Origin of the sequence: Streptomyces javensis, assembly GCF_039525925.1 — a bacterium.
GTDB lineage: Bacteria > Actinomycetota > Actinomycetes > Streptomycetales > Streptomycetaceae > Streptomyces > Streptomyces asiaticus.
This window is the reverse complement of sequence record NZ_BAAAIF010000062.1, coordinates 14353-40689: the sequence shown is the minus strand read 5'-3', so window position 1 is coordinate 40689 and position 26337 is coordinate 14353. Positions and strand designations below refer to the sequence as shown.

Sequence of the window (26337 nt, the reverse complement as noted above, 5' to 3'; positions counted from 1 at the left end):
CGCTAGGTTGAGCGCATGTACACCACGCGACTCTCCCGGCGGGTGAACGCCCCGCGCTCCGCCGTCTACCGCGCGCTCCTCGACGCGAGCGCCGTCGCGGCCTGGCGGGTGCCCGAGGGCATGACCAGCCGGGTGCATGAGTTCGACCCCCGCGAAGGGGGCGCCTTCCGCATCTCCCTCGTCTACGACGACCCGGCGAGCGCCGGCAAGTCGGGCGGCCGTACGGACACCTACCACGGCCGCTTCACCCGGCTGGTGCCGGATGAGCAGGTGGTCGAGGTCCTCGAGTTCGAGACCGCGGACCTCGCCCTGCGCTCCACGATGACGATGACGACCACGCTCACCGACGCGGCGGGCGGCGGCACCGACGTCCACCTCCTGCACGAGGGGGTCCCCGACGCCGTACCGGCCGCCGACAACGAGCTGGGGCAGCGCATGGCCCTGGACAAGCTGGCCGAGCTGGTCGAGACGGGCCGAGCTCCGCGCTGAGCGATCCGGCGGCCCCCTCCGGTCCCCGTCCCGGGCGCCGAAGGGGGTCCGCTCAGCCGGTCTGATCGTCGTCGAAGGAGTTCAGATGGGCGGTGAGGTCGTCCATGAAGCGCCCGAGCAGGCGGCCGAAGACCTCGCGGTCCTCGGGGCTCCAGCCGGCCAGGGCGTCGCTGAACCAGCCGAGGACGGTCCGCATATAGCGGTCGGTCGCGGCGGCCCCCTCGGCGGTCGGCTCGATGAGCCGGGCGCGCTGATCGTCCGGATCGGTGACCCGGCGCACCAGCCCCCGCCGCGCCAACTCGTTGATCTGCCGGGTGACATGGGGCCCGACCACCTGCATCCGCGTGGCGATCTCCCCCACGCGCAGTGGGGTGCCCGCCACGTGCAGGGCGACCAGCACCGACATCGCGGGGCGGTCCACGGACACACCGGCGGCCTCCATGGCGCGCTCGGTCACCCGGCCCCGGTTCACGGCGCCGTTGAGCTGCGTCAGACGGGGCAGCATGGCCAGCAGGTCGTGTGCACCACCGCCGCCCTGATGCCCGGCCTCCGGTTCCTCGGCGGTCATGTCCGGCCCCCACATCTACCTAAGTTAGGTATATAGTCTTCTCATCGACCCCGAACCTCCGGGGCTTCTCACGTCATGAAAAAGGATACCTGAGTTAGGTATGCGATCGCGCCCTCCCCGTGGGAGGGCCGGAGAGGAGCGCCCATGGGCGCCATGAACATCACGCCGGGGCGTACGGTCCTGGTCTCCGGCGCGAGCATCGCCGGTCCCGCGCTGGCCTACTGGCTCCGCCGGTACGGCTGCGCGGTCACCCTCGTCGAGAAGGCGGCCGCACTGCGCGGTGGCGGCTACCCCATCGACATCCGCGGCACCGCCGTCGAGGTCGTCCGGCGGATGGGGGTGCTCCCCCGGCTCCGGGACGCCCACGTCGGCATCCGCCGGATCTCCTTCCTCGATGAGCAGGGCGATCCGATAGCGGCCATCCGGCCCGAGGCCATCTCCGGCGGTGAGGAAGGCCATGACCTCGAAATCCCGCGCGAAGAGCTGGCCGAGATCCTCTACGGCGCCATCCGGGACGACGTCGAGATCCTCTTCAACGACTCCATCGCCACCCTCCACGACCACGACGGCGGAGTGGACGTGACCTTCCGCGGCGGCGCCCGGCGCACCTTCGACCTGGTCATCGGCGCCGATGGCATCCACTCGCTCACCAGGAGCCTGGCCTTCGGCCCCGAGGAGGGCTACCACCGCTACCTCGACCACTGCTTCGCCGGATTCACCATGCCCAACCATCTGGGGCTCGCGCACGAGGGGCTCACCTGGAACGTCCCGGGCCGGACCGCCGTCCTCTACGCACCCCGCGACGACGACCGGGTGCACGCCTTCCTCACCTTCCTGCGTCCCGAGCCGCCCTTCGACGCCTTCCGCGACCCCGCCGCCCAGCGCGGCCTCGTGGCCGGGGTGTTCTCCGGATACGGCTGGGAGGTCCCGCGCATGGTCGCCGCCATGCACGACAGCGACGACCTCTTCTTCGACGTGGTCAGCCAGATCCATATGCCACGGTGGTCCACGGGCCGGGTCGCGCTGGTCGGCGACGCCGCCCACGCGCCGTCGTTCTTCTCCGGCCAGGGTTCGAGTCTGGCGCTGGTCGGCGCGTACGTCCTCGCCGGTGAACTGGCCGCGCACGCCCACCACGACGACGCCTTCGAGGGATACGAGCGCACCCTGCGGTCGTTCGTGGAGAGGAACCAGGCCCTCGCCGGCGAAGGAAGCGCCGGCTTGTCCCCTCGCACCGCCGAGGACCTGGCCCACCGCAACAAGGCGCTGCGCGAGCCCTCCGCCGTGCTCAACAGCGCCGGCCGGGAGGCGCATTCGGCGCTGACCCTCCCCGGCTACGACGGCCACGACGCCCCGTGAGGACGGCGCCGCGTCAGCCGGCGGCGCCGATGGCCGAGCCGGGGCCCGAGCCGGAGCTCACGATGGACGGCACCCGGTCGGCGGGGTCGAGGGAGTAGGAGTAGTACGCCTTCGGGTCGAACGCGGTGCCGCCGCTCTCGTTGCGGCCGGAGGTGTTCACGAAGACGTTGCCGCGCTGGACCAGGGTGGCGGTGCCGTCCTTGATGACGGGGTTCCTGAAGCCCTGGAAGTAGCTGTTCTCCAGCACCATCCTGGTGTTCCCCCGGGCGTAGTTGCCGTAGGAGGAGTCGATGTCCGTGCCGGGGTCGTCCTGAAGGTAGTTGTTGTACAGATGCGCGTGGGCGATGTTGTCGGCGGACGGGTTGCGCTGCTCGCTCTCGCGGAACCAGTTGTGGTGGATCGTGATGTCGGCCGTGGTGTTCTCCGTCCAGCCGATTCCGAAGCTCTTGTTGTTCTGCTGCAACCGGTTCCAGGACACCGTGAGGTAGGTGGTGTCCTTACGGCTGTCGATCAGCCCGTCGGCCATATGCCGCAGATCGTTGTGATCGATCCACACATGGTGGGCGCCGTCCATCTGGATGGCGTCCCAGTCGTGCTCCTTGTCGTTCCAGGTGCCCTCGTAGGAGTCGCGGATCGTCAGGTTCCTGATGATGACGTTGTGCACGCCCTGGCCCAGGAAGAAGCCACCGCCCACGATCTGGCCCGACGTGCCCGAGCCCACGATCGTCTTGTCCGAGGCGACCTTGATCTCCTTGCCCTTGGGCTCCATGGTGATCGCCGCGGCCACGACGATGACGTACGGCTCGGGCGCGGTCGCGTACTTCTCGAGATCGGCCAGCGTGCGCACGGTGACCGTACGGCCGTCCCGGCCCCCGTACGTACCGTTCTGCCCCAGCGCGTCGACCGACGCGAAACCGTCGGCGACATCGGCTTTCCAGGACGCGGCGGCCGGTCCCCGCCCGCCCTCGGCGAACGCCCCCTGCCCCGGCAGGGCGACCGCACCGGCCAAGGCCAGCGCCCCGACGGCCACCCCGAGCACACGGCGCCCGCCGCGCCCCACCCCTCGACGTTCGGCTTCCATGGCCCCTCACTCCCACTGCTCGACGACTCCTGCCGTGCGACTGTCGCCACCGCACACCAGGAGGTTGCCGGGGCGGCCGATCGTCCTGTGGCGGATTCCCACCCCGTCTTGCCCACGCCACGACGCGCTGACAGACTCCGGCAGCAAGCGCTTACCGACGGACGCACCACACCCATGAGTCGCCCCGGAGGGAACAGTGAGCGAACACGGTCGCAGGCAGGTGTTACGGACCGGCCTCGGCGCGGTCGCCGGATCGACGGTGCTCGGCGCCATCGGCGGCGCCACCCCAGCTTCGGCAACACCACGGCCCGACGAGACGCTTGGGGCAGGTGGCACGGTGACACCCGGCGAGGCGGAGCCGACCCGGGCGGACCTGCCGTGGGTGGCCGACCTGGGCGACGGCCGCTATCAGAACCCGGTGCTCAACGCCGACTGGTCCGACCCCGACGCGATCCGCGTGGGCCCGTACTTCTATCTGGTGGCCTCCACCTTCAACCGCGTCCCCGGACTGCCCGTACTGCGGTCGGTCGATCTGGTCAACTGGACCGTCATCGGACACGCCCTGACCGAGCTGGTGCCCAAGGACCACTTCAGCGAGCCCCGGCACGGCGAAGGGGTGTGGGCCCCGGCCCTGCGCCATCACGACGGCAAGTTCTGGATCTTCTACCCCGACCCCGACTTCGGGATCTTCGTGGTGACCGCCACCGACCCGCGAGGGCCGTGGAGCACACCGCGTCCGGTCAAGCCGGGCAAGGGGCTGATCGACCCGTGCCCGCTGTGGGACGACGACGGGCAGGCGTATCTGGTCCACGCGTGGGCGAAGAGCCGCAGCGGCGTCAACAACCGGCTGACCCTGCACCGGATGAGCCCGGACGGGACCGCACTGCTGGACGCGGGCCGGATCGTGATCAACGGCGACGACCTGCCCGGCTACACCACGCTGGAGGGCCCGAAGCTCTACAAGCGGGACGGCTGGTACTGGATCCTCGCCCCGGCCGGAGGCGTCACCAACGGCTGGCAGTCGGCCTTCCGCTCCCGCTCGGTCTGGGGCCCGTACGAGGACCGCATCGTGCTCGCCCAGGGCGACACCCCCGTCAACGGGCCGCACCAGGGAGCGTGGGTGACCACCGAGGGTGGCGAGGACTGGTTTCTGCACTTCCAGGACCGCGGGGCCTACGGACGGGTGGTGCACCTCCAGCCGATGCGGTGGCGCGCGGACGGCTGGCCGGTGATGGGCGCCGACGACGGCAGCGGCCGGGGCGCGCCGGTGCTGGTGCACACCAAGCCGCGGGTGAACGGGCGGACCGAGGTGACCGCCCCGGCCACCAGCGACGACTTCACCGGGACGGAGCTGGGGAAGCAGTGGATGTGGCAGGCGAACGCCGATCCGGCATGGTGGTCGCTGCGCCGCTTCCCGAGCCGGCTCGCGCTGATCTGCCGGCCGAGCCCGGTGGCCCATGACCTCCGGCTGCTGCCCAATGTGCTGGCCCAGCGGCTGCCCGCCGAGTCGTTCACCGCGACGACCTCGATGAGCCTGTCCACCACGACGACGGGGTCCCGGGCCGGGCTGGTGGTCCTGGGTGAGACCTACGCCTGGGTGGGGCTGCGCCACGACGGCGACCGGACCGTCCTCGTCTGCCGTACCGCGGCTCGGGACGCCACCGAGGAGGACGCCGTCACGCCGGTGCCGCTGCGGAGGGGGCGTTCGGCCGTACGGCTCCGGGTGAGTGTGCGGCCGGGCGCGGTGTGCCAGTTCGCGGCCGATGTGGACGGGCGGGGGTTCACGCCGCTCGGAGCGCCGTTCCCGGCGACGGCGGGCAAGTGGATCGGGGCGACGCTGGGGCTCTTCGCGAGCGGTCCGTCGACGGACGGCACGGGTGGCGTGGCGGCTGGCCATACGGGCGATGTGGCGGTCGACGGCACGGACGGCGTGGCTCCCGGGCGCCCGGGCGATGTGGCGGAGTTCGACTGGTTCCGGATGGGTCCGAGTGGGTCCGATTCCCTCGTAGATGGCCGATGACGGGCGGTTCGGGACCAGTCCCCGAGGACTGTGGTGCCCTGTCCGCGTGGTGCCCTGTCTGCCGGAAGGGGCGCCCAGGAGGGCGCCCCGCGGAAGCCGGGAGGAACACCATGCACCAGCGCCTCGCCGCCACGGCGGCCATGTCCGCGGCCCTCGTCGCCGTACTCGCCGGTGCGCCCACCGCGTCGGCCGAGCCCAGTCCGCCCGGCTGCCCCTCGGGGAACGTCTGCGTGTTCGACAGCAACGTGGGCACCGTCGGTCCGGCCGTGATCAAGACGACCGGCAACCGGCGGGGGTCCCACCAGACCAGCATCGTCGGCAGCACGATCTTCAACAACGGCACCCGTCAGCCGGGCCACGATCACATCCGGGCCACCTGGGTCCTCAACGGACGGCTGTACGACAGGTGCCTCCACGTCAACCCCGGCCCCGGCGACTACAAGTTGATCATCGGTGGCCACGCCACCATCACCAGCCTCACCTGGCGCGGCGAATGCGACTTCTGAGCGGGCCGACTTCCCCTGCCCGCCAAGGGCGGGGGGAAGCGCTCAGAGGCCGTAGCGGTTCTTGAGGTGGCGCCAGAAGTCACGGAGCATCCACGTGTCGAACTCCGTGATCTGTGTGGCGCTGCCCGCCTTCATGAGGAAGCAGCACTGACCGGTCGGGGTCCAGTCGTAGAAGTCGTCGAGGCCGAAGGTGTGGCCGACTTCATGCAGGTAGATGTGGATGTTCTCCTGGTTCAGCGCACCGGTGAAGTACTCCTGTCCCACGCGCTGGCCCCAGTCCCCGCCGGCGCCGCCCTGGAACCCCTTCGTCAGCCACAGCGACTGGTCGTAGTGGCGGGCCGCACCGCCCGGACAGCGTGAGTAATTGCCGTCCTGGTGGAAGAAGCGGCCGCAGTCGGGGGAACACTGCGGGGCGCCGCCGCTGTCGAGGTTTCCGGCGTAGATGTCGACCGAGTTGTCGGTCCACTGGAGCGTCGAGCGGTTCTTCACCGCCCAGCCGACGATGTTGACCGGGACGCTGGTGTACGGCCAGGCGTTGTGGCCCTTGCCGTTCTCCACCATGGCCGCCATCCACTTGGCGAACTGCTTCTTCAGCGCGGCGTGGATCTGGTCGCGCAGCGCGGCGCTGACCGGGGCGTCGGACTCCCAGCGGACGCAGTAGTTGACGCTTCCCCTGTTGGCCATGACCTGGTCCCAGCCGTAGTTGCGGAAGCCGTAGAGGTCCGGATAGGTCGACTCGACGTGGTTCCACACCTCGCCCAGCGGCTGTACGAGGTTCGCGGGCGGGTTCCAGTCGTCGGCGACCCGCGACGGGGCGGCCGTCGCGACACCGGGCGCGGCGACCAGCGCGGCCAGGGCGGCCAGCACGGTGGCCAGGCGCGCGAGGAATGGGCGCACTGTGAACTCCCTTGGGTAGCTGACACGATGTCAGCCTCAGGTCGCCGCCGCGGCCGCTTCGGTTGCCGCCGAACGACGGCCGTGGCGTGCGGCCCGTTCACACCGGCCGGGTGGCCACCACCAGCCGGCAGCGCGGGCTGCCGTCCGCCCGGCGGCCGAGGTCCTCCAGGGCTCGCAGCTCGACCTCGAACCCAGCCCCGACCAGCTCCTTCCACACATCCCCGAGGCGAAAGGTCCGGTAGTACATCACAAAGGACGGCCGCCACACCGTGTTGCGCACCCGCATCGCGGTGTCGAACGCCAGGAGCGACCAGTAGGGCCGGGACCCCGGGCGGGCCGGTGCCACGATCGGGAAGGCGAACCGGCCGCCCGGGCGGAGCACGGAGTGGACCTGGGCGAAGAGCCCGGGCCGCTCGCGCGGCAGGAAGTGGCCGAACGCCCCGAAGCTCACCGCCAGGTCGAAGACCGGCCCGAACGGGAGGGCGCGCGCGTCGGCGCGCACCCAGTCCGTGCGCGGGGCGTCCGGCACCGCCCGCGCACGCTCCCGGCCCACGGCCAGCATGCCCGCGCTGAAGTCGACGCCGGTGATCCGCTCGCGGCACACCTGGCGCAGCACGCCCATGCCCGCGCCGGTTCCGCAGCACACGTCGAGGCCGCTGTCGAAGGGCCCGAGCGGGCGCAGGGCGCCGGTCACGGAGTCCAGCACCGTGGCCGATGTCCGGTACGCGGTGTGGTCGAACTTCGGGGCCAGCAGATCGTAGCCGCGCTCGACGGAGGACAGCGCCTGGACGACGAGTTCACGGAAGGTGGGGCCCTGGCCCTGAGGTGCGGACATCGCGCTCAGCATAGAGCCCATCCGGGCAGGACGGCCCGTCGAACTTATGGACAGCGCGCCGATGGCGTGCTGTGATGCGCGACAACGATGTCAGGCACCACCCGTCTTCCTCGGCACCCCACCGACAGGAGCCGCACGATGCCCCTCGACCGACGTCGCTTCCTCCGCACCAGCGCCCTCGCCCTCGGCGCCCCCGCGCTCGCCGGGCACCTGACCACGGACGCCGTGGCGGCCCCGGCCCGGCGGCCAAGGGCCCCGCTGTCCGACGCCTTCGACCGGCTCCCGTCCGGGAGCATCACCCCGCGCGGCTGGCTGGCCGAGCAGCTGCGCCTGCAACTCCACGGCCTCTGCGGCCGGTACGAGGAGCGCTCGCACTTCCTCGACATCGACGCCACCGGGTGGACCCATCCGGACCGGGACGGCTGGGAGGAGGTGCCCTACTGGCTGCGTGGCTATGTCCCTCTCGCGGTGGCGACGCGCGACCGGACGGCGCTCGCCAACGCCCGCCGATGGATCGACGCCATCCTCGCCACCCAGCAGGGCGACGGCTTCTTCGGGCCGCGCGCCCTGCGGACAAAGCTCAACGGCGGCCCCGACTTCTGGCCGTTCCTCCCCCTCCTGATGGCTCTGCGCACCCATGAGGAGTTCACCGGCGACCAGCGCGTCGTGCCCTTCCTCACCCGCTTCCTGCGCTTCATGAACGCACAGGGTCCGGGCGCCTTCGACTCCAGCTGGGTCTCCTACCGCTGGGGCGACGGAATCGACACCGCGATATGGCTCCACCGCCGCACCGGCGAGGCGTTCCTCCTCGACCTCGTCCAGAAGATGCACACGTACGGCGCCAATTGGGTCGACGACATCCCGACCCCGCACAACGTCAATATCGCCCAGGGCTTCCGCGAGCCCGCCCAGTACGCCCAGCTGACCGGCGCCGCCGAGCTCAGACAGGCGACCTACCGCGCCTATACGTCGGTGCTCGGCGCATACGGCCAGTTCCCGGGTGGTGGCATCGCCGGGGACGAGAACTACCGCCCGGGTTTCGGAGACCCCCGGCAGGGCTTCGAGACCTGCGGCATCGTCGAGTTCATGGCCAGCCATGAGCTGCTGACCCGGATCACCGGCGACCCGGTGTGGGCGAACCGCTGCGAGGACCTGGCGTTCAACATGCTGCCCGCCGCCCTCGACCCCCAGGGCACCGGCACCCACTACATCACCAGCGCGAACAGCATCGATCTGAACAACGCGGTGAAGTCCCAGGGGCAGTTCCAGAACGGCTTCGCGATGCAGTCGTACCAGCCGGGCGTCGACCAGTACCGCTGCTGTCCGCACAACTACGGCATGGGCTGGCCGTACTTCAGCGAGGAGCTGTGGCTGGCCACGCCCGACAAGGGGCTCGCCGCCGCACTGTACGCCGCCTGTGAGGTGACCGCGAAGGTGGCGGGCGGTACGACGGTCACCGTCACCGAGGACACCGACTATCCGTTCGACGAGACCATCACACTCACGCTGTCCACCCCCGAGAAGGTGGCCTTCCCACTCCATCTGCGTGTCCCCGGCTGGTGCGAGAACCCCCGGATCGAGGTCAACGGCCGGGCGGTGGCCGCGCGCGGCGGTCCGGCCTTCGTCAAGGTCGACCGGAGCTGGACGGACGGCGATGTGGTGACGATCCGCCTGCCGCAGCGCACCGCCCTGCGGACCTGGTCGGCGCAGCACGGCGCGGTCAGCGTCGACCACGGCCCGCTGACGTACTCGCTGCGCATCGGCGAGGACTTCGAGCGCTACGCCGGCACGGACGCCTTCCCCGAGTACGAAGTGCACGCCACCACTCCGTGGAACTACGGCCTCGCTCCCGGGGCCCTCCCCGTGCTCACCCGCGACGACGGTCCGCTCGCCGCCAATCCCTTCACCCACGAGGGCACCCCGGTCCGCATGACCGCCCAGGCGCGCCGCATCCCCGAGTGGGTCTCGGACGACGAGCATGTGGTCACCCCGCTGCAACAGAGCCCGGCCCGGGCCGCTACGCCGTCGGAGACGGTCACCCTCATCCCCATGGGTGCCGCCCGGCTGCGTATCACCTGCTTTCCGACGGCGGCGCCGGACGGCCGGGCGTGGACCCCGGAGCCGCCCTTCCGCCGCCTGCTCAACAAGCACAGCGGCAAGGTGCTCGCCGTCGACGAGATGTCCACGGCCAACAGCGCCCGCGTGGTGCAGTTCGACAACACACCGACGGGCGACCACGCCTGGCAGTGGATCGACCGGGGCGACGGCTGGTTCCTGATCCGCAACGGCCACAGCGGCAAGGTGCTGGGCGTCGACCGGATGTCCACCGCGAACAGCGCCATCGTCGTCCAGTACGAGGACAACGGCACGGCGGATCACCTCTGGCGGAAGGTGGACAACGGCGACGGATGGTTCCGCGTCCTCAACAGGAACAGCCAGAAGGTGCTGGGGGTCGACGGCATGTCCACCGCCAACAGCGCCCAGGTGGTGCAGTACGAGGACAACGGAACCGATGACCATCTGTGGCGGCTGGTGTGATCGGACCCTGAGCGTGGCCGGGCGGACGCCGTGGCCCGGCGATTATCCGTTGGAACGTGTCGGGAATGGCCCTGTGGGGCGGCCGGGGGCGGATCTAGCGTGATGAACCGTCGCCGTGCCGGCGGCCAGCGTCCCGTTACCCGCAGGAAGTTCTTCGGCATGATCCAATACATCGCTCCGGTCTTCATCGGACTCCTCTACGCGCTCCTGATGTCCCTGATTCGCGAACCGCACCGCCGACGCTTCAACGCGATCATGGTCGGCGGAGCGGGCGCGGCCTACCTCAGCGGCGGCGGTCTCGACGGCTGGGAGTTCGCCTTCACCGTGGTCGCCACCTATGTGGCCTACCGTGGCCTGGAGTCGTGGACCTTCATCGGCATCGGCTGGCTGCTGCACACCGCGTGGGACATCGTGCATCACATCAAGGGCAACCCCATCGTCCCGTTCGCCCATGGCTCCTCGTTGGGCTGTGCGATCTGCGACCCGGTCATCGCGCTGTGGTGTTTCCGGGGCGGCCCGTCGCTGCTCCGGTTCTTCCGCGGGGAACGGCCCGAGGAGCGGGCCGCCGCTGCCCTGCCCGACGCCCTGTCCACCGGGCGGTCGGCGGGGAACGGATGAGCGCGTGGGCGCCGGGCCGCCCGCCCGGCGCCCTCTCCGCACCCATCTGTTCAGCGCCGGGCGCGTACCGCTCCGGCGGCCGGGCCGGTCCAGGTCCGCCATGTGGTGTGCCAGCCGTCGGGGCGGTCCGTACGGACACCGGGTCCGGCCCAGGCGATATAGCCGTCGGGCCGGACCAGCAGGGCGGGGCCGGAGTCGACGCGCTCGGCCTGGGCCACCGTGGTGTCGACGCGCGACGCGCCCTGCTCGCGGACCAGCAGAAAGCCACCGGTCCGTTGTCGTTCGGTCAACCTGCCCTCGGCGAGGGGGACTTCGGTGGCGCGGGTGCCGACCAGTGCGTGCTGTCGCCGTCCGCGCGGATAGCGCAGGGTGACACCGGTGAAGCTTCCGGCGACGGTGTCGCGCACCCGGCCGAGGCCCAGCACGGCCGGGGCCAGGCGGTCGCGCAGCCACCGCGCCGGGCGCGGCCCGAGGGTGACGGCGCGCATCATGGCACCGCTCTGGAGCAGGACACGGCGGCCGACGGGGTGGCGCTCCCGGTGGTAGGTGTCCAGGATGGCCGGGTCGGCGCCGCCGAGGGCGAGGTCGAGCTTCCAGGCGAGGTTGGCCGCGTCCTGGATGCCGGTGTTCATGCCCTGGCCGCCCATCGGGGAGTGCACGTGGGCGGCGTCCCCGGCGAGGAAGACCCGGTCGTGCCGGTAGGAGCGGACCTGGCGTTCATCGCAGTGGAACCGGGAGTGCCAGCCGATCTCACGGACTCCGACGTCGCGCCCCATGGCCTCGGCCAGTACCCGGGTCACCTCCGCCTCCTCCACGGCGGCCTTGTCGGGCAGTTGGTGACGGCGGTCCCAGGTCATCGACCGGTACCAGCCGGGGCGCGCCTTCCCGTACGGCACCAGGAAGCCGAAGACCTCGGGGGTGTTGCCCAGGGTGAGCCCGTTCCCGGCGGGGCCGTCGGCGAGGCGGACATCGGCCAGCACCACGGAGCTCAGGACCGTGCTTCCGGGGAAGTCGGCGCCGAGGAGGTCGCGGACGGTGCTGTGCGCCCCGTCCGCCCCCACGACGTACCGGGCTCGCCATGTGGAGGCGGGTCCGCCGCCGTTGGGGCGCGCGGTGACGGTGACCGCGTCGGCGTCCTGTGCGAGGCCGCTGACCTCGGTGCCGCGCAGCACCTGGGCGCCCTGGTCGCGGGCGTAGCGTTCGAGCGCCCGGTCCACGTTGGTCTGCGGGGTGATCATGCCGTATCGGTGGCGGGAGGGCAGTTGTGTCAGGTCGAGCGTGGCGCCCGCGAACAGGTGGACGGCTTCGGTGGTGTTCGCCTCGGCCAGGAGGTCGTCGGCCAGACCACGGCTGTCGAGGAGCTCCAGGGTGCGGGGCATGGTGACGAAGGCACGGCTGGACGGGTGGACCGCCGGCCGGCGTTCCAGCACGGTGACCGCGCGTCCGGCCCGGGCCAGATCCCCGGCCAGGGTCATTCCGGTCGGGCCGCCGCCGACGACGAGCACATCCGTGGTGTGGAGGTCCGGGTCCGCCTCGTCGTGGGGCCGGGCCGGGGCGGTCATCGGGTCTCCCGCGGGCCGTGGGCGGCCTCGGGACGGGCGGCGTTGGCGGGGTTCTTCTGCGCGGCCTCCTCGAGGTCGCGGGGGATGTCGAGGGGAACGGTGGACGCCGGGTCGGGGTAGTGGCGGCGGATGTCGTCGGGGGTGGCCGCGGCGGAGTGGTTGAAGATGAGCCGCGCGTGGGGCAGCGCGGTGTGGACGAGGTTGACGATGGATTCGAAGAGCAGTGTGTTGCCCGCGGTGAGCCGTACCCCGGCGCCGATGAGGACCGCGTCGTAGCGCTTGCGGCCGAGCATGGCGCGGATGGTGTCCAGGGCGGTCTCCCCGAAGTCGATCTGACAGCCGTCCGCCTCGTATCCGGCGTCGCGCAGCAGGGCGAGGTTGTCGTCGTTGGCGGCGCGCAACGCCTCCCGGCTCAGACCGGCGAAGGCGGCGAACTCCGGCGCCTCGTAGTCGATGGCATCGGGGTGGAGCCCGATCTGGATGGCTGAGACGCTCATGACGATGGATGCCTTCCATGGTGAAGTGCGCTGGCACGGGGGCAAGTTGGCGGTGCGCGGCGCCGAACCGGGCCGTCCGGCCGGGGCGTTCCGCTTCCCCCTCCACGGTGGCGGGCCCAGAGGTATCGTGTCCAACGATGATGTGTGCTGTGTGGCATCGCGGATGGAGATGACGGTGGAGCTCCGGCAGCTGGCGTACTTCGTCGCGGTGGCCGAGGAGCGCAGCTTCACCCGCGGCGCCCAGCGGGAACACGTCGTCCAGTCGGCGGCCTCCGCCGCCGTGGCCCGGCTGGAGCAGGAGTTCCAGACCGCGCTCTTCGACCGCTCGCACCGCAGCCTGGAGCTGACCACCGCGGGGCGCACCCTGCTGACCCGGGCCCGGATCCTGCTCGCGGAGGCGCGGCGGGCGCGCGATGACATGGGCCGTCTCACCGGGGGGCTCAGCGGTACGGTCACCCTCGGGATGGTGCTGTCCACCGGCTCGTTCGACCTGCTCGGGGCCTTGGGCGCGTTTCAGGCCGAGCATCCCGACGTGGTGGTGCGGCTGCGCCACTCGACCGGTCCGCTGGCCGGACACGCCACCGCCCTGCGCGAGGGCAGATTCGACCTGATGCTGCTGCCGGTGCCCCCGCACGGCCCCGCCGTCCTCGGCCCGGATCTGATCATCGATGATGTGTCGCGGATACGCCTCGGGCTGGCCTGCCGCGCCGACGACCCCCTCGCCGAGGCCCACGGCGTGACCTACGCCGACCTCGCCGACCGCCGCTTCATCGACTTCCCCACGGGGTGGGGCGACCGCACCATCGTCGACAGCCTCTTCGGCACCGCCGGAGTCCAGCGCACCGTGGCACTGGAGGTCGTCGACACCACGACCGCCCTGACCATGGTCCGGCGGCGGCTCGGGCTCGCCTTCGCGGCCGAGGAGACCATCACCTCGCAGCCCGGCCTGACCCAGGTCGATCTCGCCGATCCACCGCCGCTGCACGGTCTCGGCCTCGCCGCATCGCGCAACCATCCCCCGTCCGAAGCGGGCCGCGCCCTGCGCCGGGCCCTGCTCGCCGCGCGCTGACCGACCACGTCGAAGCCGAAGCCCTCACCGCCGCTCCCCTTGTGGCCGCGCGCCGCGCAGCCGCACACCGTTGACGGAGTGAGTACTCACTCCGTACGGTACCGGTATGACAGCGAAGGCAGAGAACCCCGCCACCCCGCCCCGTCGCCGTGCTCCGGCCATGGATCCCGATCAGCGCCGCGCGATGATCGTCGCCGCCGCGCTCCCCCTCGTCGTCGAATACGGCGCCACCGTGACGACGGCGAAGATCGCCCGGGCAGCGGGCATCGGGGAAGGCACGATCTTCCGCGTCTTCGAGGACAAGGACGCCCTGCTCGCGGCCTGTATGGCGGAGGCCCTACGGCCCGATGACACCGTGGCCCATCTGGAGTCGATCGACCTGGACCAGCCGCTTGCGGACCGGCTCGCCGAGGCGGCCGACGTGGTGCGCGGACACATGGCGCGCATCGGCGCGGTCGCCGGGGCGCTCGCGGCGGCCGGGCGGCTGGAGCGCATGGCGCCCAAGCCCGGCAAGGACGGGCGCCTCCCGGACCGCGAGGCGAGCCTGGTCCGGCCGCGCGCCGCGCTGGCCGCGCTGTTCGAGCCCGACCGGGACCGCCTGCGACTCGCCCCGGAACGGCTCGCCGACGCCTTCCAGCTGACGCTGATGTCGGCCGGGCGCCTGGGCGCCCCCGACCCGCTGACCACCGAGGAAGTCGTGGACCTCTTCCTGCACGGTGCGCTCGTGGCGCCAGGAGAGGCCCGGTGACCGGACCCGACGCGTACGAAGCGCTCCCGCAACGCCGTCGGACCCTGGTCACCCTCGCCCTGCTGGGCTGCGCCTTCCTGGCCATGCTGGACGGCACCGTGGTCGGCACCGCGCTGCCCCGCATCGTCGAGCAGATCGGCGGAGGGGACTCCTGGTACGTCTGGCTCGTCACCGCCTATCTGCTGACCTCCTCGGTCAGCGTGCCGGTCTACGGCCGCTTCTCCGACCTCCACGGCCGCCGCCGACTGCTGATCGGCGGGCTCGCCATCTTCCTGATCGGCTCCATCGCCTGCGGTCTGTCCGCCTCCATGCCCGCCCTGATCCTCTCCCGCGCGCTCCAGGGCCTGGGCGCCGGATCCCTGCTGACCCTCGGCATGGCACTGGTCCGCGACCTCCACCCGCCGTCCCGCCCCCAGGGTCTGATCCGGATGCAGACGGCGATGGCCGCCATGATGATCCTGGGCATGGTCGGCGGCCCGCTCCTCGGCGGGTTGCTCGCCGATCACACCGGCTGGCGCTGGGCGTTCTGGCTCAACCTCCCGCTCGGGCTGGCCGCAGGGACCGTCATCGCCCTGGCCCTGCCCGACCTCCGGCCCGCCACCCCGCCGTCCGGCCGGCTCGACGTGGCGGGGATCCTCCTGCTCGCCGCGGGGCTCTCACTCGCGCTGACCGGCCTCAGCCTCAAGGGGAACGCGACCGCCGGACACGCGCCCTCGTGGACGGACCCGGCCGTGCTGGGCTGTCTGCTCGGCGGTCTGGGGCTGCTCGCCACGCTCATACCCGTCGAGCGACGGGCCGCCGTCCCCGTCCTGCCCCCGCGGCTGTTCCGGCACCGCACCTACACCGCCCTGCTGACCGCCGGATTCTTCTTCCAGGTCGCCGCGGTGCCGGTGGGGATCTTCCTGCCGCTGTACTTCCAGCACGTCCGCGGCCACTCGGCCACCGCCTCCGGACTGCTGCTGCTCCCCCTGCTCATCGGCATGACCCTGGGCAACCGGCTCACCGCGGCCACCGTGCTGCGCAGCGGGCACGTCAAACCGGTCCTGCTGATCGGCGCGGGGCTGCTCACCGGCGGTACCGCCGCCTTCGTCGCCCTGCGGGCCACCACGCCTCTCACGCTGACGTCCGTTCTGCTGCTGCTCGTCGGGCTCGGCGCCGGACCGGCCATGGGCGGACTCACCATCGCCACCCAGAGCGCCGTCCCGCGTGCGGACATGGGCACCGCCACCGCGGGCTCCGCGCTCACCAAGCAGCTCGGGGGCGCGGTCGGCCTGGCCGGCGCCCAGTCCCTGATCGGCCACTCCGGCGCGGCCGCGCCCACCGCAACGGCCATCGGCTCCACCGTCGCCTGGAGCGGCGGCGCCGCCGGGCTCCTGGCCCTCGGGGCGCTGCTCCTCATGCGGGACATCCCCGTCGCCACGGCCGGGAAGCACCCGGGCGCGCCCACTTCCGCGTCCGCCGTCCCCGCAAAGGCCGATCGGCGCGCTTGACCTCAAGCGCTTCAAGTATCGGATGCTCGTCCTATGACAGCGACGAGAACAGAGGTCCGGGGCTCCCCGTTGACCATCCAGCAGGTGTCGAGGCTGAGTGGCCTCTCGGAGCCGACACTGCGCTACTACGAGAAGATCGGCCTGATCCCCGCCGTGGACCGCGACCGGGACAGTGGCCACCGGCGCTACCACCCCTCCGTGGTGGAGATGATCAGGTCGCTGGGGTGCCTGAGGTCCACCGGCATGAGCATGCGGGACATGCGCGCCTACCTCGGCCACCTCGACGAAGGCGATCAGGGCGCGGCTCCCCTGCGTGACCTCTTCCAACGCAATGCGGACCGCCTGGAGCGGGAGATCGCGCTCATGGAGGTCCGGCTGCGCTATCTGCGGCTCAAGGCGGACATGTGGGACGCGCGGGAGCGCGGAGACGCCGATGCGGAGCGCCGGGTGATCGACGAGGTCACGCGCGTCATGGACGCGCTGTGAGCACACATCTGGAAAGGAACCCCGAGAAAACCATGGAAGGCAAGACGACTCCCATGGCCGCCGGCACCGAGGCCGACGCCGTCAGTGGCGAACTCGTCCTGGTCACAGGAGGCAGCGGCTATGTCGGCACCCATGTGATCAGCGGCCTGCTGCGGAGCGGCCACAGGGTACGTACCACGGTCCGTTCACAGGGCTCGGCCACGAGCGCCGCCACCGGCGCCACGGCAAGTGCCGCCGCGAGCGTCCGGGCGGCCGTCGCGGCCTCCGGTGTCGATCCCGGCGGGCGGCTCGACATCGTCAGCGCCGACCTGACCACGGACGACGGCTGGGACGACGCGATGGCGGGGTGCACCCATGTCCACCACGTCGCGTCACCGTTTCCCTCCGTCCAGCCGGACAACGCCGACGAGCTGATCGTCCCCGCGCGGGACGGCACCCTTCGTGTGCTGAGGGCCGCACGGGACCAGGGTGTGAAGCGGGTCGTGATGACGTCCTCGTTCGCCGCGGTGGGATACAGCCGCAAGGACGGTGACGAGTACGACGAGAGCGACTGGACCGACCCCGAGGACGACAACCCGCCCTACATCCGCTCGAAGACCATCGCGGAGCTGGCCGCCTGGGACTTCGTGGCGAAGGAGGGGGACGGCCTCGAACTGACGGTGATCAACCCGACCGGGATCTTCGGTCCGGCACTCGGCCCCCGGCTGTCCGCCTCGACGGAACACGTCCGGGCGATGCTGGAGGGGGCGATGTCGGCCGTCCCCCGCGCGCACTTCGGCATGGTGGACGTACGCGATGTCGCCGAGCTCCACCTCCGGGCCATGACACATCCCGCCGCGGCCGGACAGCGCTTCCTCGCCGCCGGCGACCGGACCGTCAGCTTCCTGTGGATCGCCCGGGTACTGGCCGAGCACCTCGGAGAGCGCGCCGCCCGGGTGCCCACGCGGGAGTTCGACGACGAACGAGCGCGGGAAGCGGTCGGCGTGATGGAGCGGGTACCGATCCTGCGCACCGAGAAGGCGCGTTCCGTGTTCGGCTGGACCCCGCGCGACCCGGTGACGACCATCCTCGACACCGCGGAGAGCCTGTTCCGCCTGGGCCTGGTGAAGGACTGATCCGCCCCTGACCGCCGGCTGATCCGCCCCTGACCGCCGCCGCCCTCTGACGGGGGCGGTAAGGTCGGCGTCATGGAGTGATGACCCGGCACACCGATCCGTACCGACGCCGCCGTTAGAGCCTGTGCTCCGGCGTGTGTTCGGTGTGCCCGCGGCACCAGTCATCCACTTCACCCGATCGGATCCGTATGACCGACGACATGTTCCGCATGACCGACGACACGTTCCTCGACGATGTCGCCGAGCGACTCGCCGCCCTGCCCGCCGTGCACGCCGTCACCCTCGGGGGCTCGCGCGCGCAGGGCACCCACACCCCGGAGAGCGACTGGGACCTGGCCCTGTACTACCGGGGCGGCTTCGACCCGGCCACGCTGCGGGCCGTGGGCTGGGAGGGCGAGGTCTCCGAGCTCGGCGAGTGGGGCGGTGGTGTCTTCAACGGGGGCGCCTGGCTGACGGTCGACGGACGGCGCGTGGACATCCACTACCGCGACCTCGAGGTGGTGGAACACGAACTCGCCGAATCACGGCTGGGCCGCTTCCACTGGGAACCGCTGATGTTCCACCTCGCGGGCATCCCCAGCTATCTGGTGGTGGCCGAACTCGCCCTCAACCAGGTGCTGCGGGGCACCCTGCCCCGCCCCGAGTACCCCGGGGCGCTGCGTGAGGCGGCGCCCCCGGTGTGGCGCGGGCGCGCGGCCCTGACCCTGCGGTACGCCTCGGCCGCGTACGTGGGACGCGGCCAGGCCACCGAGGTCGCGGGGGCGCTGGCGACCGCCGCCGTCCAGACGGCGCACGCGGTGCTGGCGGCGCGCGGTGAGTGGGTCACCAACGAGAAACGGCTCCTCCAGCGGGCGGACCTGCGTGCCATCGACACGATCGTGGCGGGGCTGCGGCCGGAGCCCACCGCCCTGGCCGAGGCGATCGCCACCGCGGAGGCGCTGTTCGAGGCCGCGGGCTGAGCGGTGGCCCGGGGGCGGCGCGCTCCGCCCCCGGGCCCACCTCCGGGTCCACCCCCGGGTCCCCCCGCTGGTCCTTCAGCCGCGCCGGGTGAGGATGCTCAGCGCGTTGGCCACGACGATGGCGCCCACGCTGATCCACTCCGTCCACCCCAGGCTCTGCCCCAGACCGACCCAACCGACCAGCGCGGCCAGGACGGGGTTGACGCTCATGAAGAGCCCGAACGCCTGGGCGGGCACTCGGCGCAGCGTGAACAGGTCCGCGAGGTACGGCACGGCCGAGGAGAGGACGCCCGCGATGATGGCGTACGCCACGGCGCTCACGGTCGGCGGCTGGTGGACGGCCACGGCGATCCCGACCGGCAGGAACATCAGCGCGGAGATCCCCGCGGCCGCCGCCGACCCCTGGGCGCCGGGGACCCGCCGCCCCACGGTGCGGTTGAGCAGGATGTACGACGCCCAGCACACGGCGGCCAGCAACCCCAGCCCCATGCCCAGATAGTCGGCCGAAGGACGCGGGCGCATGAGGGTCACCACGGCGGCCGCCGCGACCAGCGCGCAGCAGGCGTCCACGCGGCGCCGTGAGCCGGCGAGCGCGATGCACAGCGGGCCGAGGAACTCCAGGGTCACGGCCAGCCCGAGGCCGATGCGGTCGATGGCGCTGTACAGGGACAGATTCATGGTGCCGAACACCACGGCGAGCCCCACCACCGGCCGCCACTGCCACCAGGTGAAGCTCCGCAGCCGGGGCCTGCCGACGGCCAGCAGGACGATCGCGGCCACGTACTGCCGGACGGCGACGACCCCGATCGGGCCGATGACGGGGAATGCCTGGGATCCGATCGCGGCGCCGGTCTGGTTGGACAGCCCGCTTCCGATCATCGTGGCCACACCGGCGAACCGCCGTCCGGTCGGCCGCTGATCAAGGTCGAGGGCCGGGCCCTGCTCCGGGCCCTGCTCCAGGCCCTGCTCCAGGTCGGAGTCGGCAGGGGTCGGTGCGGTGCGGTGTGCGGTTTCCGTCGCTCGTGGGGACGGGGTGCGTGACGCGGGGGCGAGTCGCATGCGTCGATCGTGCGCCCGGCCCATGCATGCACAAAATGCGTTCAGCGCTCCATCTATACGCTGTACGTATGGATGTGGAGCTGCGGCAACTGCGCTGCCTCGTCGCGATCGTCGACGAGGGCACCTTCACCGACGCCGCCATCGCGCTCGGCGTCTCCCAGGCGGCCGTATCCCGGACCCTGGCCGCGCTCGAACGCGCCCTGGGGACAAAGCTGTTGCGGCGGACCTCCCGCGAGGTGACCCCGACGGGCACCGGGCTGCGCGTGGTGGCGCACGCCCGGCGGGTGCTGGCCGAGGTGGACGGGCTGATCCGGGAGGCCGTATCGGGCCACGCCCATCTGCGGATCGGCTACGCCTGGTCCGCGCTGGGCCGTCACACCCCCGCCTTCCAGCGCCGCTGGGCCCAGGCGTATCCCGAGACGGAGTTGCATCTCGTCCGCGTCAATTCCGCCACCGCGGGGCTGACGGAGGGCGTCTGCGACCTGGCCGTGGTGCGCAGACCGCTCGACGAGCGCCGCTTCGACTCCGCCATCGTCGGACTGGAGCGGCGGCTGTGCGCCGTGGCCGCCGACGACCCGCTCGCCAGGCGCCGCTCGGTCCGGCTGGCCGACCTCAGCGGGCGCACCCTGCTGGTCGACCGCAGGACCGGCACCACCACCGCGGAGCTGTGGCCGCCCGACTCCCGGCCCGCCACGGAGGAGACCCACGACGTGGACGACTGGCTCACCGTGATCACCGCGGGCCGCTGCGTCGGCATGACGGCGGAGTCCACCGCCAACCAGTACCCGAGGCCCGGAATCGCCTACCGGCCGGTCCGCGACGCCGAGCCGATCGCGGTACGCCTCGCCTGGTGGCGGGACGACCCGCACCCCGCCACCCAGACCGCGGTCGAACTGCTCACCACCCTCTACCGCAACGGCTGACCCCTGACCCGGCCCCATATGGACTGTTCCGGATAATCCAGTACGGATCGAATTGTTACCCTGGGCCATATGACCGCCATGGCGCCCACCAAGACCGAACCCGACCTGTCGTTCCTCCTCGACCACACCAGCCACGTCCTCCGCACCCAGATGTCGGCCGCGCTCGCCGGGATCGGGCTGACGGCGCGGATGCACTGCGTACTGGTCCATGCCCTGGAGGAGGAGCGCACCCAGGCACAGCTCGCCGAGATCGGCGACATGGACAAGACCACGATGGTGGTGACGGTGGATGCCCTGGAGAAGGCGGGCCTCGCGGAGCGGCGTGCCTCGACCCACGATCGCCGGGCCCGGATCATCGCGGTCACCGAGGAGGGCGCGCGGATCGCCGAGCGGAGCCAGGAGATCGTGGACCGCGTCCACCGCGAGGCACTGGGGGCGCTCCCCGAGACCCAACGCACCGCGCTGGTAAGGGCGTTGACCCGGCTGTCCGAGGGGCATCTGGCCACGCCCGCCGAGAGCCCCCGCCCGGCCCGGAGGGCCAGACAGCGCGAGAAGTAGCACGGAGACACCCGCGCGGCCCGTCCCGCCGCACCTCCAAGTAGAGCCGAAAAAAATAGTCTGCAACAAAACCATCTGCTACGGTCACTCCTGTCGCGCCTACTGACAGGAGTGTCCGCATGTCCGCCACCTCGCCTGACCCGTTGCCTCCCCGCGTCCCCCCGTCACGTCGGCTGGCCCTCGGGGTCATCGCCACCGGCATGCTGATGGTGATCCTCGACGGCAGCATCGTGACCGTGGCCATGCCCGCCATCCAGAGCGATCTGCGGTTCTCCCCCGCCGGGCTCAGCTGGGTCGTCAACGCCTACCTGATCGCGTTCGGCGGTCTGCTGCTGCTCGGGGGCCGCATCGGCGATCTCATCGGGCGCAAGCGGGTGTTCCTGACCGGTACCGCGGTGTTCACCGCGGCCTCGCTGCTCGCGGCCGTGGCCACCTCCCCCGCGGTGCTGATCGCCGCCCGGTTCCTCCAAGGGGTCGGCAGCGCGATGGCCTCGGCGGTCAGCCTGGGCATCCTCGTCACGCTCTTCACCGAACCCGCCGAACGGTCGAAGGCCATCGCCGTGTTCAGCTTCACCGGCGCCGCCGGAGCGTCGATCGGCCAGGTGCTCGGCGGCCTCCTCACCGACGCTCTCAGCTGGCACTGGATCTTCCTGATCAATCTGCCGATCGGACTGCTGACGCTCGCGGTCGCCATACCCGTCCTGCCCGCCGACCGCGGGCCGGGCCTCGCGGCCGGCGCCGATGTCCTCGGCGCCCTGCTGGTCACGGCCGGGCTGATGCTGGGCATCTACACCGTGGTCAAGGTGGCGGACTACGGCTGGACGGCGGCCCACACACTCGGCCTCGGCGCCGTCTCGCTCCTCCTGATCGCCTTGTTCCTGGTCCGCCAGACCACCGCCCGCACCCCGCTGATGCCCCTGCGGATCCTGCGGTCGCGCGGGGTGGCGGGGGCCAATCTGGTCCAGCTCCTGATGGTGGCCGCGCTCTTCTCGTTCCAGATCCTCGTCGCCCTCTATCTGCGCAATGTGCTGGGCTACGACGCCACCAGGACCGGTCTGGCCATGCTCCCGGCCGCCATCGCCATCGGCGCGGTGTCCCTCGGTGTCTCCGCGCGGCTCAGCGCCCGCTTCGGCGACCGCGCGGTGCTGCTGACCGGGCTGGCCCTCCTGACCGGCGTGCTCGGTCTGCTCATCCGCGTCCCCGTGCACGCCCGGTACCTCCCCGACCTCCTCCCGGTGATGCTGCTCGCCGCCGGTTTCGGGCTGGCGCTCCCGGCGCTGACCAGCCTCGGAATGTCCGGTGCGAAGGAGGGCGAGGCCGGGTTGGTATCCGGGCTGTTCAACACCACCCAGCAGATCGGCATGGCGCTGGGCGTCGCCGTGCTGTCCACCCTGGCCGCCTCCCGCACGGACGCCCTGATCGCCCGGGGCAGGGGCCGGGCCGAGGCGCTGACCGGCGGCTACCACCTGGCCTTCGCCGTCGGAACGGGGCTCATCGTGGCGGCCTTCGCGGTGGCGTTCACCGTCCTGCGAGGACCCGCGCGGAAGCCCCCCGCCATGCCGCGGAACGCCAATCCACCCGCCACACCGGTCACCACCGCCTGATCCCCTCCTCCTCCGTCACCACCCCCACCAGCGAAAGGTTCATCCGCATGACGACGACCGAGAACAACAGCCCGGCGGACGGCGCCGAGACCAAGCCCGGTGCCGGACCCGCGCCCCGGGTGCTCACCGAGGAGGAGCTGTCCAAGGCCCTGCGGGACCAGCGGTTCAGTGTGCTCGCCACCGTCAAGCGCGGCGGCCACCCCCATCTGTCGACCGTGATCCACCAGTGGAGCCCCGAGGAGCGCGTGCTGCGCATCTCCTCGACCGTCGACCGGCTCAAGGTGCGTCAGCTGCGCCGCGACCCTCATGCCGCCGTGCATGTGGGCGCACCGGACGGCTGGTCGTTCGCGGTCGCCGAGGGCGAAGCGGAGGTGTCGGAGGTGACTGCCGTCCCCGGGGACGCGGTCGGGCGGGAACTGCTGTCCATGACACCCGGTTTCACCGATCCACACGACGAGACGGCCTTCCTGGAGCAGTTGGTGGCGGACCGGCGGGTCGTGATCAGGATCCGGGTGTCCCGGCTGTACGGAACGGCCCTCGACATGCCCACCACCTGACGCCGGAACTCCTTGCTCCCCGCGGAACGGACCGCTGCGCCTGGCAAACGGGCTTCCGGTCTGGGCGACGATGAACATCGCGCCCGGGCCGTACGTACCGGGGAATGTGAACGCGCCTGGTGAGCGCGCCGGGTGACCGGTGAGGAGGGCTCGGGTGTCCGCCACTTGGACGAGGAGAGATACCGTGAAAGCACATCGTCTGCCGTCCCGTCCGAGGCCGCGGCGGATCGGCGTCCTGGCCGTCGCCGCCTCGGCGCTCGTCCTCGCGGCGGCGGCCCCCGCCCTGGCCCACACCGAGGTGAGCGCCTCCGACCCCCGCGCCCTGGCGAAGAACGTCACGCTGACGTTCGAGTCGGAGGCGGAGGACGAGGGGGCCGGTTTCACCGAGATCCGGACCGTGTTGCCCAAGGGCATCGACCCCGGCGATGTGAAGCTGAAGCAGGCCCCCAAGGGCTGGAAGCTGAAGGCCACCGATGACGGCTACTCGGTCGGCGGCCCGGCGCTCAAACCCGGCGAGAACGTCGAACACAGTGTCGCCGTACGGCAGTTGCCCAATGCCACATCGCTGGCCTTCAAGACCGTGGACACCTACGAGGGCGGCAAGGTGTCGCGGTGGATCGAGGTGGCCCGCGACGGAGAGCCGGAGCCGGAGAATCCCGCCCCGCTGCTGAAGCTCAAGGCCGCGGCCGTCGGCGCCGCCCCCGACGCCTCGGCCTCGCCCTCGGCCTCCCCGAAGCCGGAGAGGGAGGTGACGAGGTCGGACGGCAAGGAACCTTCGAAGGCCGCTACATCCGACGGCGGATCCGCGTGGCCCGCCGTGGGCATCATCATCGGCGTCTGTCTGTTCGCCCTGGCCGGAGGGTTTGTGCTGTTCCAGCAGCGGCGCGCCTCGGGCGGCTCGGACACCGAATGATCCGAGGACCACCGGGGTCCTCGCCGCGCCGAGCGGAACGCGGGTTTGCTGTCGGGTCGAGTGGTAACGCGGTCAACATGACCGAGAAGAAGAACGCACACACTGCCCAGAGCACCACCGTGAACGCGAAGGCCACCGCCACCAAGGCCAAGGAGACCGCGGAAAAGGCCAAGGACACCGCGGGCAAGGCGGAGACCACGGCGAAGACCGCCGCGGCCAGTGCGGCGACGACCGCGGCGCACACCGCTCATGTCGCCGCCGACAAGGCTCAAGTGGCCGCCGGGAAGGCCGTGACCACCGGTCGTACCGTGGCCGCTGAGGCGCCCAAGAAGGCCGCCGCGGCGGCGGGTTCGGCCTGGGTGATGATCAAGGCGCGGAAGGTTCTGGCAGCCGTCGCCGGTGCGGGTGCCGCCGCGGCGGGCGCCACCACCGCGGTCGTCCTGCGCAGGCGCGCGGCTCGTCGCCGCCGCCCGCTGGCCCGGCTGACCGGCGGCCGGCTCGGCGCTTGAGGGCCCAGGCCGTCACCCGGGCCGGAAGAGATCCCAGGTCGTCACCCGGGCCGGAAGAGCCGGCGGCCGGGTATCCGGCCACCGCTCGCGCCGGACCCCGCGGCCACCACCCGCACCGTGCCTTCCGGCCCCGGCCTCGGCCTCGGCTACTCAGCCGCCCAGGTCACCGGCAGCTCGTGGACACCGTAGAACGAGGTGTTCTCCCGGTACTTGATCTCCTCCGGGGCCACCGCCAGCCGCAGAGCGGGGAACCTGACGAGCAGCCGCTGTAGGAGCACCTTCAGTTCCACCCTCGCCAGCTGCTGGCCCAGACACTGGTGCACACCGTGCCCGAACGCGAGGTGGGAGGTGTGCGCCCGGTCGAGGACAAGGCGGTCGGGGTCGTCGAACCGCCCGGGGTCCCGGTTGGCGGTGGACACCAGACCGGCCACGATCTCGCCCTTCGCGATGGGGTGACCATTGATCACGGCATCCTCGGTGGCGGTGCGCACGGTGCCGAAGTTGTTGACGGGGAAGTAGCGAAGGAACTCCTCCACGGCGCCGTCAATGAGGTCGGGGTTCTCCCGCAGCCGGGTCAGTTGCTCACGGTCCTGGAACAGCGCCAGCATGCCGAGGCCGATCAGGTTCTCCACGGGTTCATGACCGGCGAAAATGATGGTCATCGCAATGCCGACCACCTCCTCGTCGGTCAGCGCGCCACCCTCGACCTCATCGTGCAGCAGCCTGCTGATCATGTCGTCCCCGGGCTCGGCCCGCTTGGCACGCACGAATCCGCGCATCTCTTCCCACCACGCGGTCGCCATCGCGCCGACGGCCTGGTCGTCGCCGCCGGTCTCCCGGAGCGTGCGCACCTCGTGGTCGAACTTCTGGTGGTAGCTGTACGGCACACCGAGAATGTCCGAGATCACCATGGCGGGCACCGGATTGGCATAGGCCGCCACGAGGTCCGCGCTCGTGCCCGCCGCCTCCATCGCATCGAGGTGCCGGTCGGCCAGCCGCTCGATCCGGCCGGTCAGTTCGCGTGCACCGCGCACCGAGAACTCGGCGGTGAGCGTGCGGCGGTAACGGGTGTGGTCAGGCGGGTCCATGGAGAAGAAGAAGCCCGCCGGTATCTCCGGGCTCATCGCCGGGAACGGCACCCTCGCACCAGTGAACCGGGAGTCGGCCAGCATGGCCCTGATGTCGTCGTGCTTGGTCAGGAACCACATCACCAGACCGCCGGGCAGCTCCAGTTTGCCCAGTTCGCCCGCGTCCCGCAGTCGGCGGTGTGCCTCCGGCGGGTCGTACGGACAACGCCGTTCGGCCTTCACGGTTCCCGGAAGGGACAAGGTCTCGCTCACTGTTGACTCCCTCGTATGCGCATCATGGCGATCGTGTGTG

Annotated in this window: 25 protein-coding genes and 1 pseudogene; 18 read left to right on the top strand and 8 right to left on the bottom strand. The window is 71.5% G+C overall.

Annotated features, from left to right (window positions below; all coding sequences use genetic code 11):
- Nucleotides 1–15: 15 nt before the first annotated feature.
- The gene (locus ABD329_RS36800; RefSeq protein WP_198280360.1) at nt 16–489 is read left to right on the top strand and encodes an SRPBCC domain-containing protein; all 474 of its coding nucleotides are present in this window, start codon (nt 16–18) and stop codon (nt 487–489) included.
- Between the two features lie 52 nt (nt 490–541).
- Here ABD329_RS36800 and ABD329_RS36795 read toward each other — a convergent pair whose 3' ends face one another.
- Nucleotides 542–1057 (bottom strand): MarR family winged helix-turn-helix transcriptional regulator, encoded by a 516-nt coding sequence (locus ABD329_RS36795; protein WP_246618921.1) that lies wholly within the window; start codon nt 1055–1057, stop codon nt 542–544.
- 153 nt (nt 1058–1210) lie between these two features.
- Here ABD329_RS36795 and ABD329_RS36790 point away from each other — a divergent pair, with 153 nt between their 5' ends.
- Nucleotides 1211–2413, top strand: a complete 1203-nt coding sequence (locus tag ABD329_RS36790) for an FAD-dependent monooxygenase (RefSeq protein ID WP_198280364.1) — start codon at nt 1211–1213, stop codon at nt 2411–2413.
- A gap of 25 nt (nt 2414–2438) precedes the next feature.
- Here ABD329_RS36790 and ABD329_RS36785 read toward each other — a convergent pair.
- A pseudogene (locus ABD329_RS36785) lies at nt 2439–3494 on the bottom strand (pectate lyase family protein); the annotation flags it as partial.
- Between the two features lie 196 nt (nt 3495–3690).
- Between ABD329_RS36785 and ABD329_RS36780 the strand changes: the two are divergent.
- Both ABD329_RS36780 and ABD329_RS36775 read left to right on the top strand, forming a co-directional pair.
- A complete protein-coding gene (locus ABD329_RS36780) occupies nt 3691–5514 on the top strand; it encodes a glycoside hydrolase family 43 protein (protein ID WP_198278168.1) in 1824 nt (607 codons plus the stop codon).
- Nucleotides 5515–5624: 110 nt separating this feature from the next.
- The gene (locus ABD329_RS36775) at nt 5625–6020 is read left to right on the top strand and encodes a hypothetical protein (RefSeq protein WP_198278169.1); all 396 of its coding nucleotides are present in this window, start codon (nt 5625–5627) and stop codon (nt 6018–6020) included.
- Nucleotides 6021–6062: 42 nt separating this feature from the next.
- On the opposite strand, the gene ABD329_RS36770 is transcribed toward ABD329_RS36775, so the two are convergent.
- On the bottom strand, nt 6063–6917 hold the full coding sequence (locus tag ABD329_RS36770; RefSeq protein WP_198278170.1) for a hypothetical protein: 855 nt from the start codon (nt 6915–6917) through the stop codon (nt 6063–6065).
- A gap of 97 nt (nt 6918–7014) precedes the next feature.
- On the bottom strand, nt 7015–7752 hold the full coding sequence (locus ABD329_RS36765; RefSeq protein ID WP_198278171.1) for a class I SAM-dependent methyltransferase: 738 nt from the start codon (nt 7750–7752) through the stop codon (nt 7015–7017).
- A gap of 138 nt (nt 7753–7890) precedes the next feature.
- On the opposite strand from ABD329_RS36765, the gene ABD329_RS36760 reads away from it, so the two are divergent.
- Nucleotides 7891–10290 carry a beta-L-arabinofuranosidase domain-containing protein gene (locus ABD329_RS36760; protein WP_198278172.1) on the top strand — a complete coding sequence of 800 codons (2400 nt, stop codon included), beginning with the start codon at nt 7891–7893 and terminating at the stop codon, nt 10288–10290.
- Nucleotides 10291–10452: 162 nt separating this feature from the next.
- Nucleotides 10453–10908, top strand: a complete 456-nt coding sequence (locus tag ABD329_RS36755) for a DUF6010 family protein (protein WP_309142770.1) — start codon at nt 10453–10455, stop codon at nt 10906–10908.
- Between the two features lie 50 nt (nt 10909–10958).
- Here ABD329_RS36755 and ABD329_RS36750 read toward each other — a convergent pair whose 3' ends face one another.
- The gene (locus tag ABD329_RS36750; RefSeq protein WP_198278173.1) at nt 10959–12470 is read right to left on the bottom strand and encodes an FAD-dependent oxidoreductase; all 1512 of its coding nucleotides are present in this window, start codon (nt 12468–12470) and stop codon (nt 10959–10961) included.
- The gene (locus ABD329_RS36745) at nt 12467–12967 is read right to left on the bottom strand and encodes a hypothetical protein (RefSeq protein ID WP_198278174.1); all 501 of its coding nucleotides are present in this window, start codon (nt 12965–12967) and stop codon (nt 12467–12469) included. Before ABD329_RS36745 ends, ABD329_RS36750 begins: the two co-directional genes overlap by 4 nt.
- On the opposite strand from ABD329_RS36745, the gene ABD329_RS36740 reads away from it, so the two are divergent.
- The 6 genes from ABD329_RS36740 to ABD329_RS36715 all read left to right on the top strand — a co-directional run bounded on the left by ABD329_RS36740 (nt 12951) and on the right by ABD329_RS36715 (nt 18834).
- The gene (locus tag ABD329_RS36740; protein ID WP_198278175.1) at nt 12951–14036 is read left to right on the top strand and encodes a LysR substrate-binding domain-containing protein; all 1086 of its coding nucleotides are present in this window, start codon (nt 12951–12953) and stop codon (nt 14034–14036) included. The two genes, ABD329_RS36745 and ABD329_RS36740, sit on opposite strands and share 17 nt — an antisense overlap.
- 106 nt (nt 14037–14142) lie before the next feature.
- Nucleotides 14143–14784, top strand: a complete 642-nt coding sequence (locus tag ABD329_RS36735) for a TetR/AcrR family transcriptional regulator (RefSeq protein ID WP_246618587.1) — start codon at nt 14143–14145, stop codon at nt 14782–14784.
- Complete coding sequence (locus tag ABD329_RS36730) at nt 14781–16274, top strand: MFS transporter (RefSeq protein ID WP_198278176.1); 1494 nt, start codon at nt 14781–14783, stop codon at nt 16272–16274. Before ABD329_RS36735 ends, ABD329_RS36730 begins: the two co-directional genes overlap by 4 nt.
- A 33-nt stretch (nt 16275–16307) precedes the next feature.
- On the top strand, nt 16308–16760 hold the full coding sequence (locus ABD329_RS36725; RefSeq protein WP_198278177.1) for a MerR family DNA-binding transcriptional regulator: 453 nt from the start codon (nt 16308–16310) through the stop codon (nt 16758–16760).
- 32 nt (nt 16761–16792) lie between these two features.
- Nucleotides 16793–17875: an SDR family oxidoreductase gene (locus ABD329_RS36720; protein WP_246618588.1), complete on the top strand. Its 1083-nt coding sequence runs from the start codon at nt 16793–16795 to the stop codon at nt 17873–17875.
- A 188-nt stretch (nt 17876–18063) separates the two neighbouring features.
- Nucleotides 18064–18834 carry a nucleotidyltransferase domain-containing protein gene (locus ABD329_RS36715; RefSeq protein ID WP_425574428.1) on the top strand — a complete coding sequence of 257 codons (771 nt, stop codon included), beginning with the start codon at nt 18064–18066 and terminating at the stop codon, nt 18832–18834.
- Nucleotides 18835–18909: 75 nt separating this feature from the next.
- On the opposite strand, the gene ABD329_RS36710 is transcribed toward ABD329_RS36715, so the two are convergent.
- Nucleotides 18910–19893, bottom strand: a complete 984-nt coding sequence (locus ABD329_RS36710; RefSeq protein WP_198278329.1) for an EamA family transporter — start codon at nt 19891–19893, stop codon at nt 18910–18912.
- A gap of 68 nt (nt 19894–19961) precedes the next feature.
- On the opposite strand from ABD329_RS36710, the gene ABD329_RS36705 reads away from it, so the two are divergent.
- The 6 genes from ABD329_RS36705 to ABD329_RS36680 all read left to right on the top strand — a co-directional run bounded on the left by ABD329_RS36705 (nt 19962) and on the right by ABD329_RS36680 (nt 24957).
- Nucleotides 19962–20816, top strand: coding sequence for a LysR family transcriptional regulator (locus ABD329_RS36705; protein ID WP_198278328.1), 855 nt, complete (start codon nt 19962–19964; stop codon nt 20814–20816).
- A 69-nt stretch (nt 20817–20885) separates the two neighbouring features.
- Nucleotides 20886–21374, top strand: a complete 489-nt coding sequence (locus ABD329_RS36700) for a MarR family winged helix-turn-helix transcriptional regulator (protein ID WP_198278327.1) — start codon at nt 20886–20888, stop codon at nt 21372–21374.
- A 119-nt stretch (nt 21375–21493) separates the two neighbouring features.
- Nucleotides 21494–22978, top strand: coding sequence for an MFS transporter (locus ABD329_RS36695; RefSeq protein ID WP_198278326.1), 1485 nt, complete (start codon nt 21494–21496; stop codon nt 22976–22978).
- 47 nt (nt 22979–23025) lie between these two features.
- Nucleotides 23026–23535, top strand: coding sequence for a pyridoxamine 5'-phosphate oxidase family protein (locus ABD329_RS36690; RefSeq protein ID WP_198278325.1), 510 nt, complete (start codon nt 23026–23028; stop codon nt 23533–23535).
- 184 nt (nt 23536–23719) lie between these two features.
- Nucleotides 23720–24448 (top strand): DUF1775 domain-containing protein, encoded by a 729-nt coding sequence (locus tag ABD329_RS36685; RefSeq protein WP_309142779.1) that lies wholly within the window; start codon nt 23720–23722, stop codon nt 24446–24448.
- A gap of 77 nt (nt 24449–24525) precedes the next feature.
- Nucleotides 24526–24957: a hypothetical protein gene (locus ABD329_RS36680; RefSeq protein ID WP_198278324.1), complete on the top strand. Its 432-nt coding sequence runs from the start codon at nt 24526–24528 to the stop codon at nt 24955–24957.
- A 146-nt stretch (nt 24958–25103) separates the two neighbouring features.
- Here the strand turns inward: ABD329_RS36680 and ABD329_RS36675 are convergent, their stop codons facing one another.
- On the bottom strand, nt 25104–26297 hold the full coding sequence (locus tag ABD329_RS36675; RefSeq protein ID WP_198278323.1) for a cytochrome P450: 1194 nt from the start codon (nt 26295–26297) through the stop codon (nt 25104–25106).
- Nucleotides 26298–26337: the final 40 nt, after the last annotated feature.

Bases quoted from the DNA above. Each gene is read 5' to 3' on its own strand.
- ABD329_RS36740 (WP_198278175.1), top strand. From the start codon at position 12,951: ATGGCTGAGACGCTCATGACGATGGATGCCTTCCATGGTGAAGTGCGC.
- ABD329_RS36790 (WP_198280364.1), top strand. From the start codon at position 1,211: ATGAACATCACGCCGGGGCGTACGGTCCTGGTCTCCGGCGCGAGCATC.
- ABD329_RS36710 (WP_198278329.1), bottom strand. From the start codon at position 19,893: ATGCGACTCGCCCCCGCGTCACGCACCCCGTCCCCACGAGCGACGGAA.
- ABD329_RS36705 (WP_198278328.1), top strand. From the start codon at position 19,962: ATGGATGTGGAGCTGCGGCAACTGCGCTGCCTCGTCGCGATCGTCGAC.
- ABD329_RS36745 (WP_198278174.1), bottom strand. From the start codon at position 12,967: ATGAGCGTCTCAGCCATCCAGATCGGGCTCCACCCCGATGCCATCGAC.
- ABD329_RS36700 (WP_198278327.1), top strand. From the start codon at position 20,886: ATGACCGCCATGGCGCCCACCAAGACCGAACCCGACCTGTCGTTCCTC.
- ABD329_RS36765 (WP_198278171.1), bottom strand. From the start codon at position 7,752: ATGTCCGCACCTCAGGGCCAGGGCCCCACCTTCCGTGAACTCGTCGTC.
- ABD329_RS36795 (WP_246618921.1), bottom strand. From the start codon at position 1,057: ATGACCGCCGAGGAACCGGAGGCCGGGCATCAGGGCGGCGGTGGTGCA.
- ABD329_RS36690 (WP_198278325.1), top strand. From the start codon at position 23,026: ATGACGACGACCGAGAACAACAGCCCGGCGGACGGCGCCGAGACCAAG.
- ABD329_RS36725 (WP_198278177.1), top strand. From the start codon at position 16,308: ATGACAGCGACGAGAACAGAGGTCCGGGGCTCCCCGTTGACCATCCAG.
- ABD329_RS36775 (WP_198278169.1), top strand. From the start codon at position 5,625: ATGCACCAGCGCCTCGCCGCCACGGCGGCCATGTCCGCGGCCCTCGTC.
- ABD329_RS36760 (WP_198278172.1), top strand. From the start codon at position 7,891: ATGCCCCTCGACCGACGTCGCTTCCTCCGCACCAGCGCCCTCGCCCTC.
- ABD329_RS36750 (WP_198278173.1), bottom strand. From the start codon at position 12,470: ATGACCGCCCCGGCCCGGCCCCACGACGAGGCGGACCCGGACCTCCAC.
- ABD329_RS36695 (WP_198278326.1), top strand. From the start codon at position 21,494: ATGTCCGCCACCTCGCCTGACCCGTTGCCTCCCCGCGTCCCCCCGTCA.
- ABD329_RS36735 (WP_246618587.1), top strand. From the start codon at position 14,143: ATGACAGCGAAGGCAGAGAACCCCGCCACCCCGCCCCGTCGCCGTGCT.
- ABD329_RS36680 (WP_198278324.1), top strand. From the start codon at position 24,526: ATGACCGAGAAGAAGAACGCACACACTGCCCAGAGCACCACCGTGAAC.
- ABD329_RS36800 (WP_198280360.1), top strand. From the start codon at position 16: ATGTACACCACGCGACTCTCCCGGCGGGTGAACGCCCCGCGCTCCGCC.
- ABD329_RS36715 (WP_425574428.1), top strand. From the start codon at position 18,064: ATGACCGACGACATGTTCCGCATGACCGACGACACGTTCCTCGACGAT.
- ABD329_RS36720 (WP_246618588.1), top strand. From the start codon at position 16,793: ATGGAAGGCAAGACGACTCCCATGGCCGCCGGCACCGAGGCCGACGCC.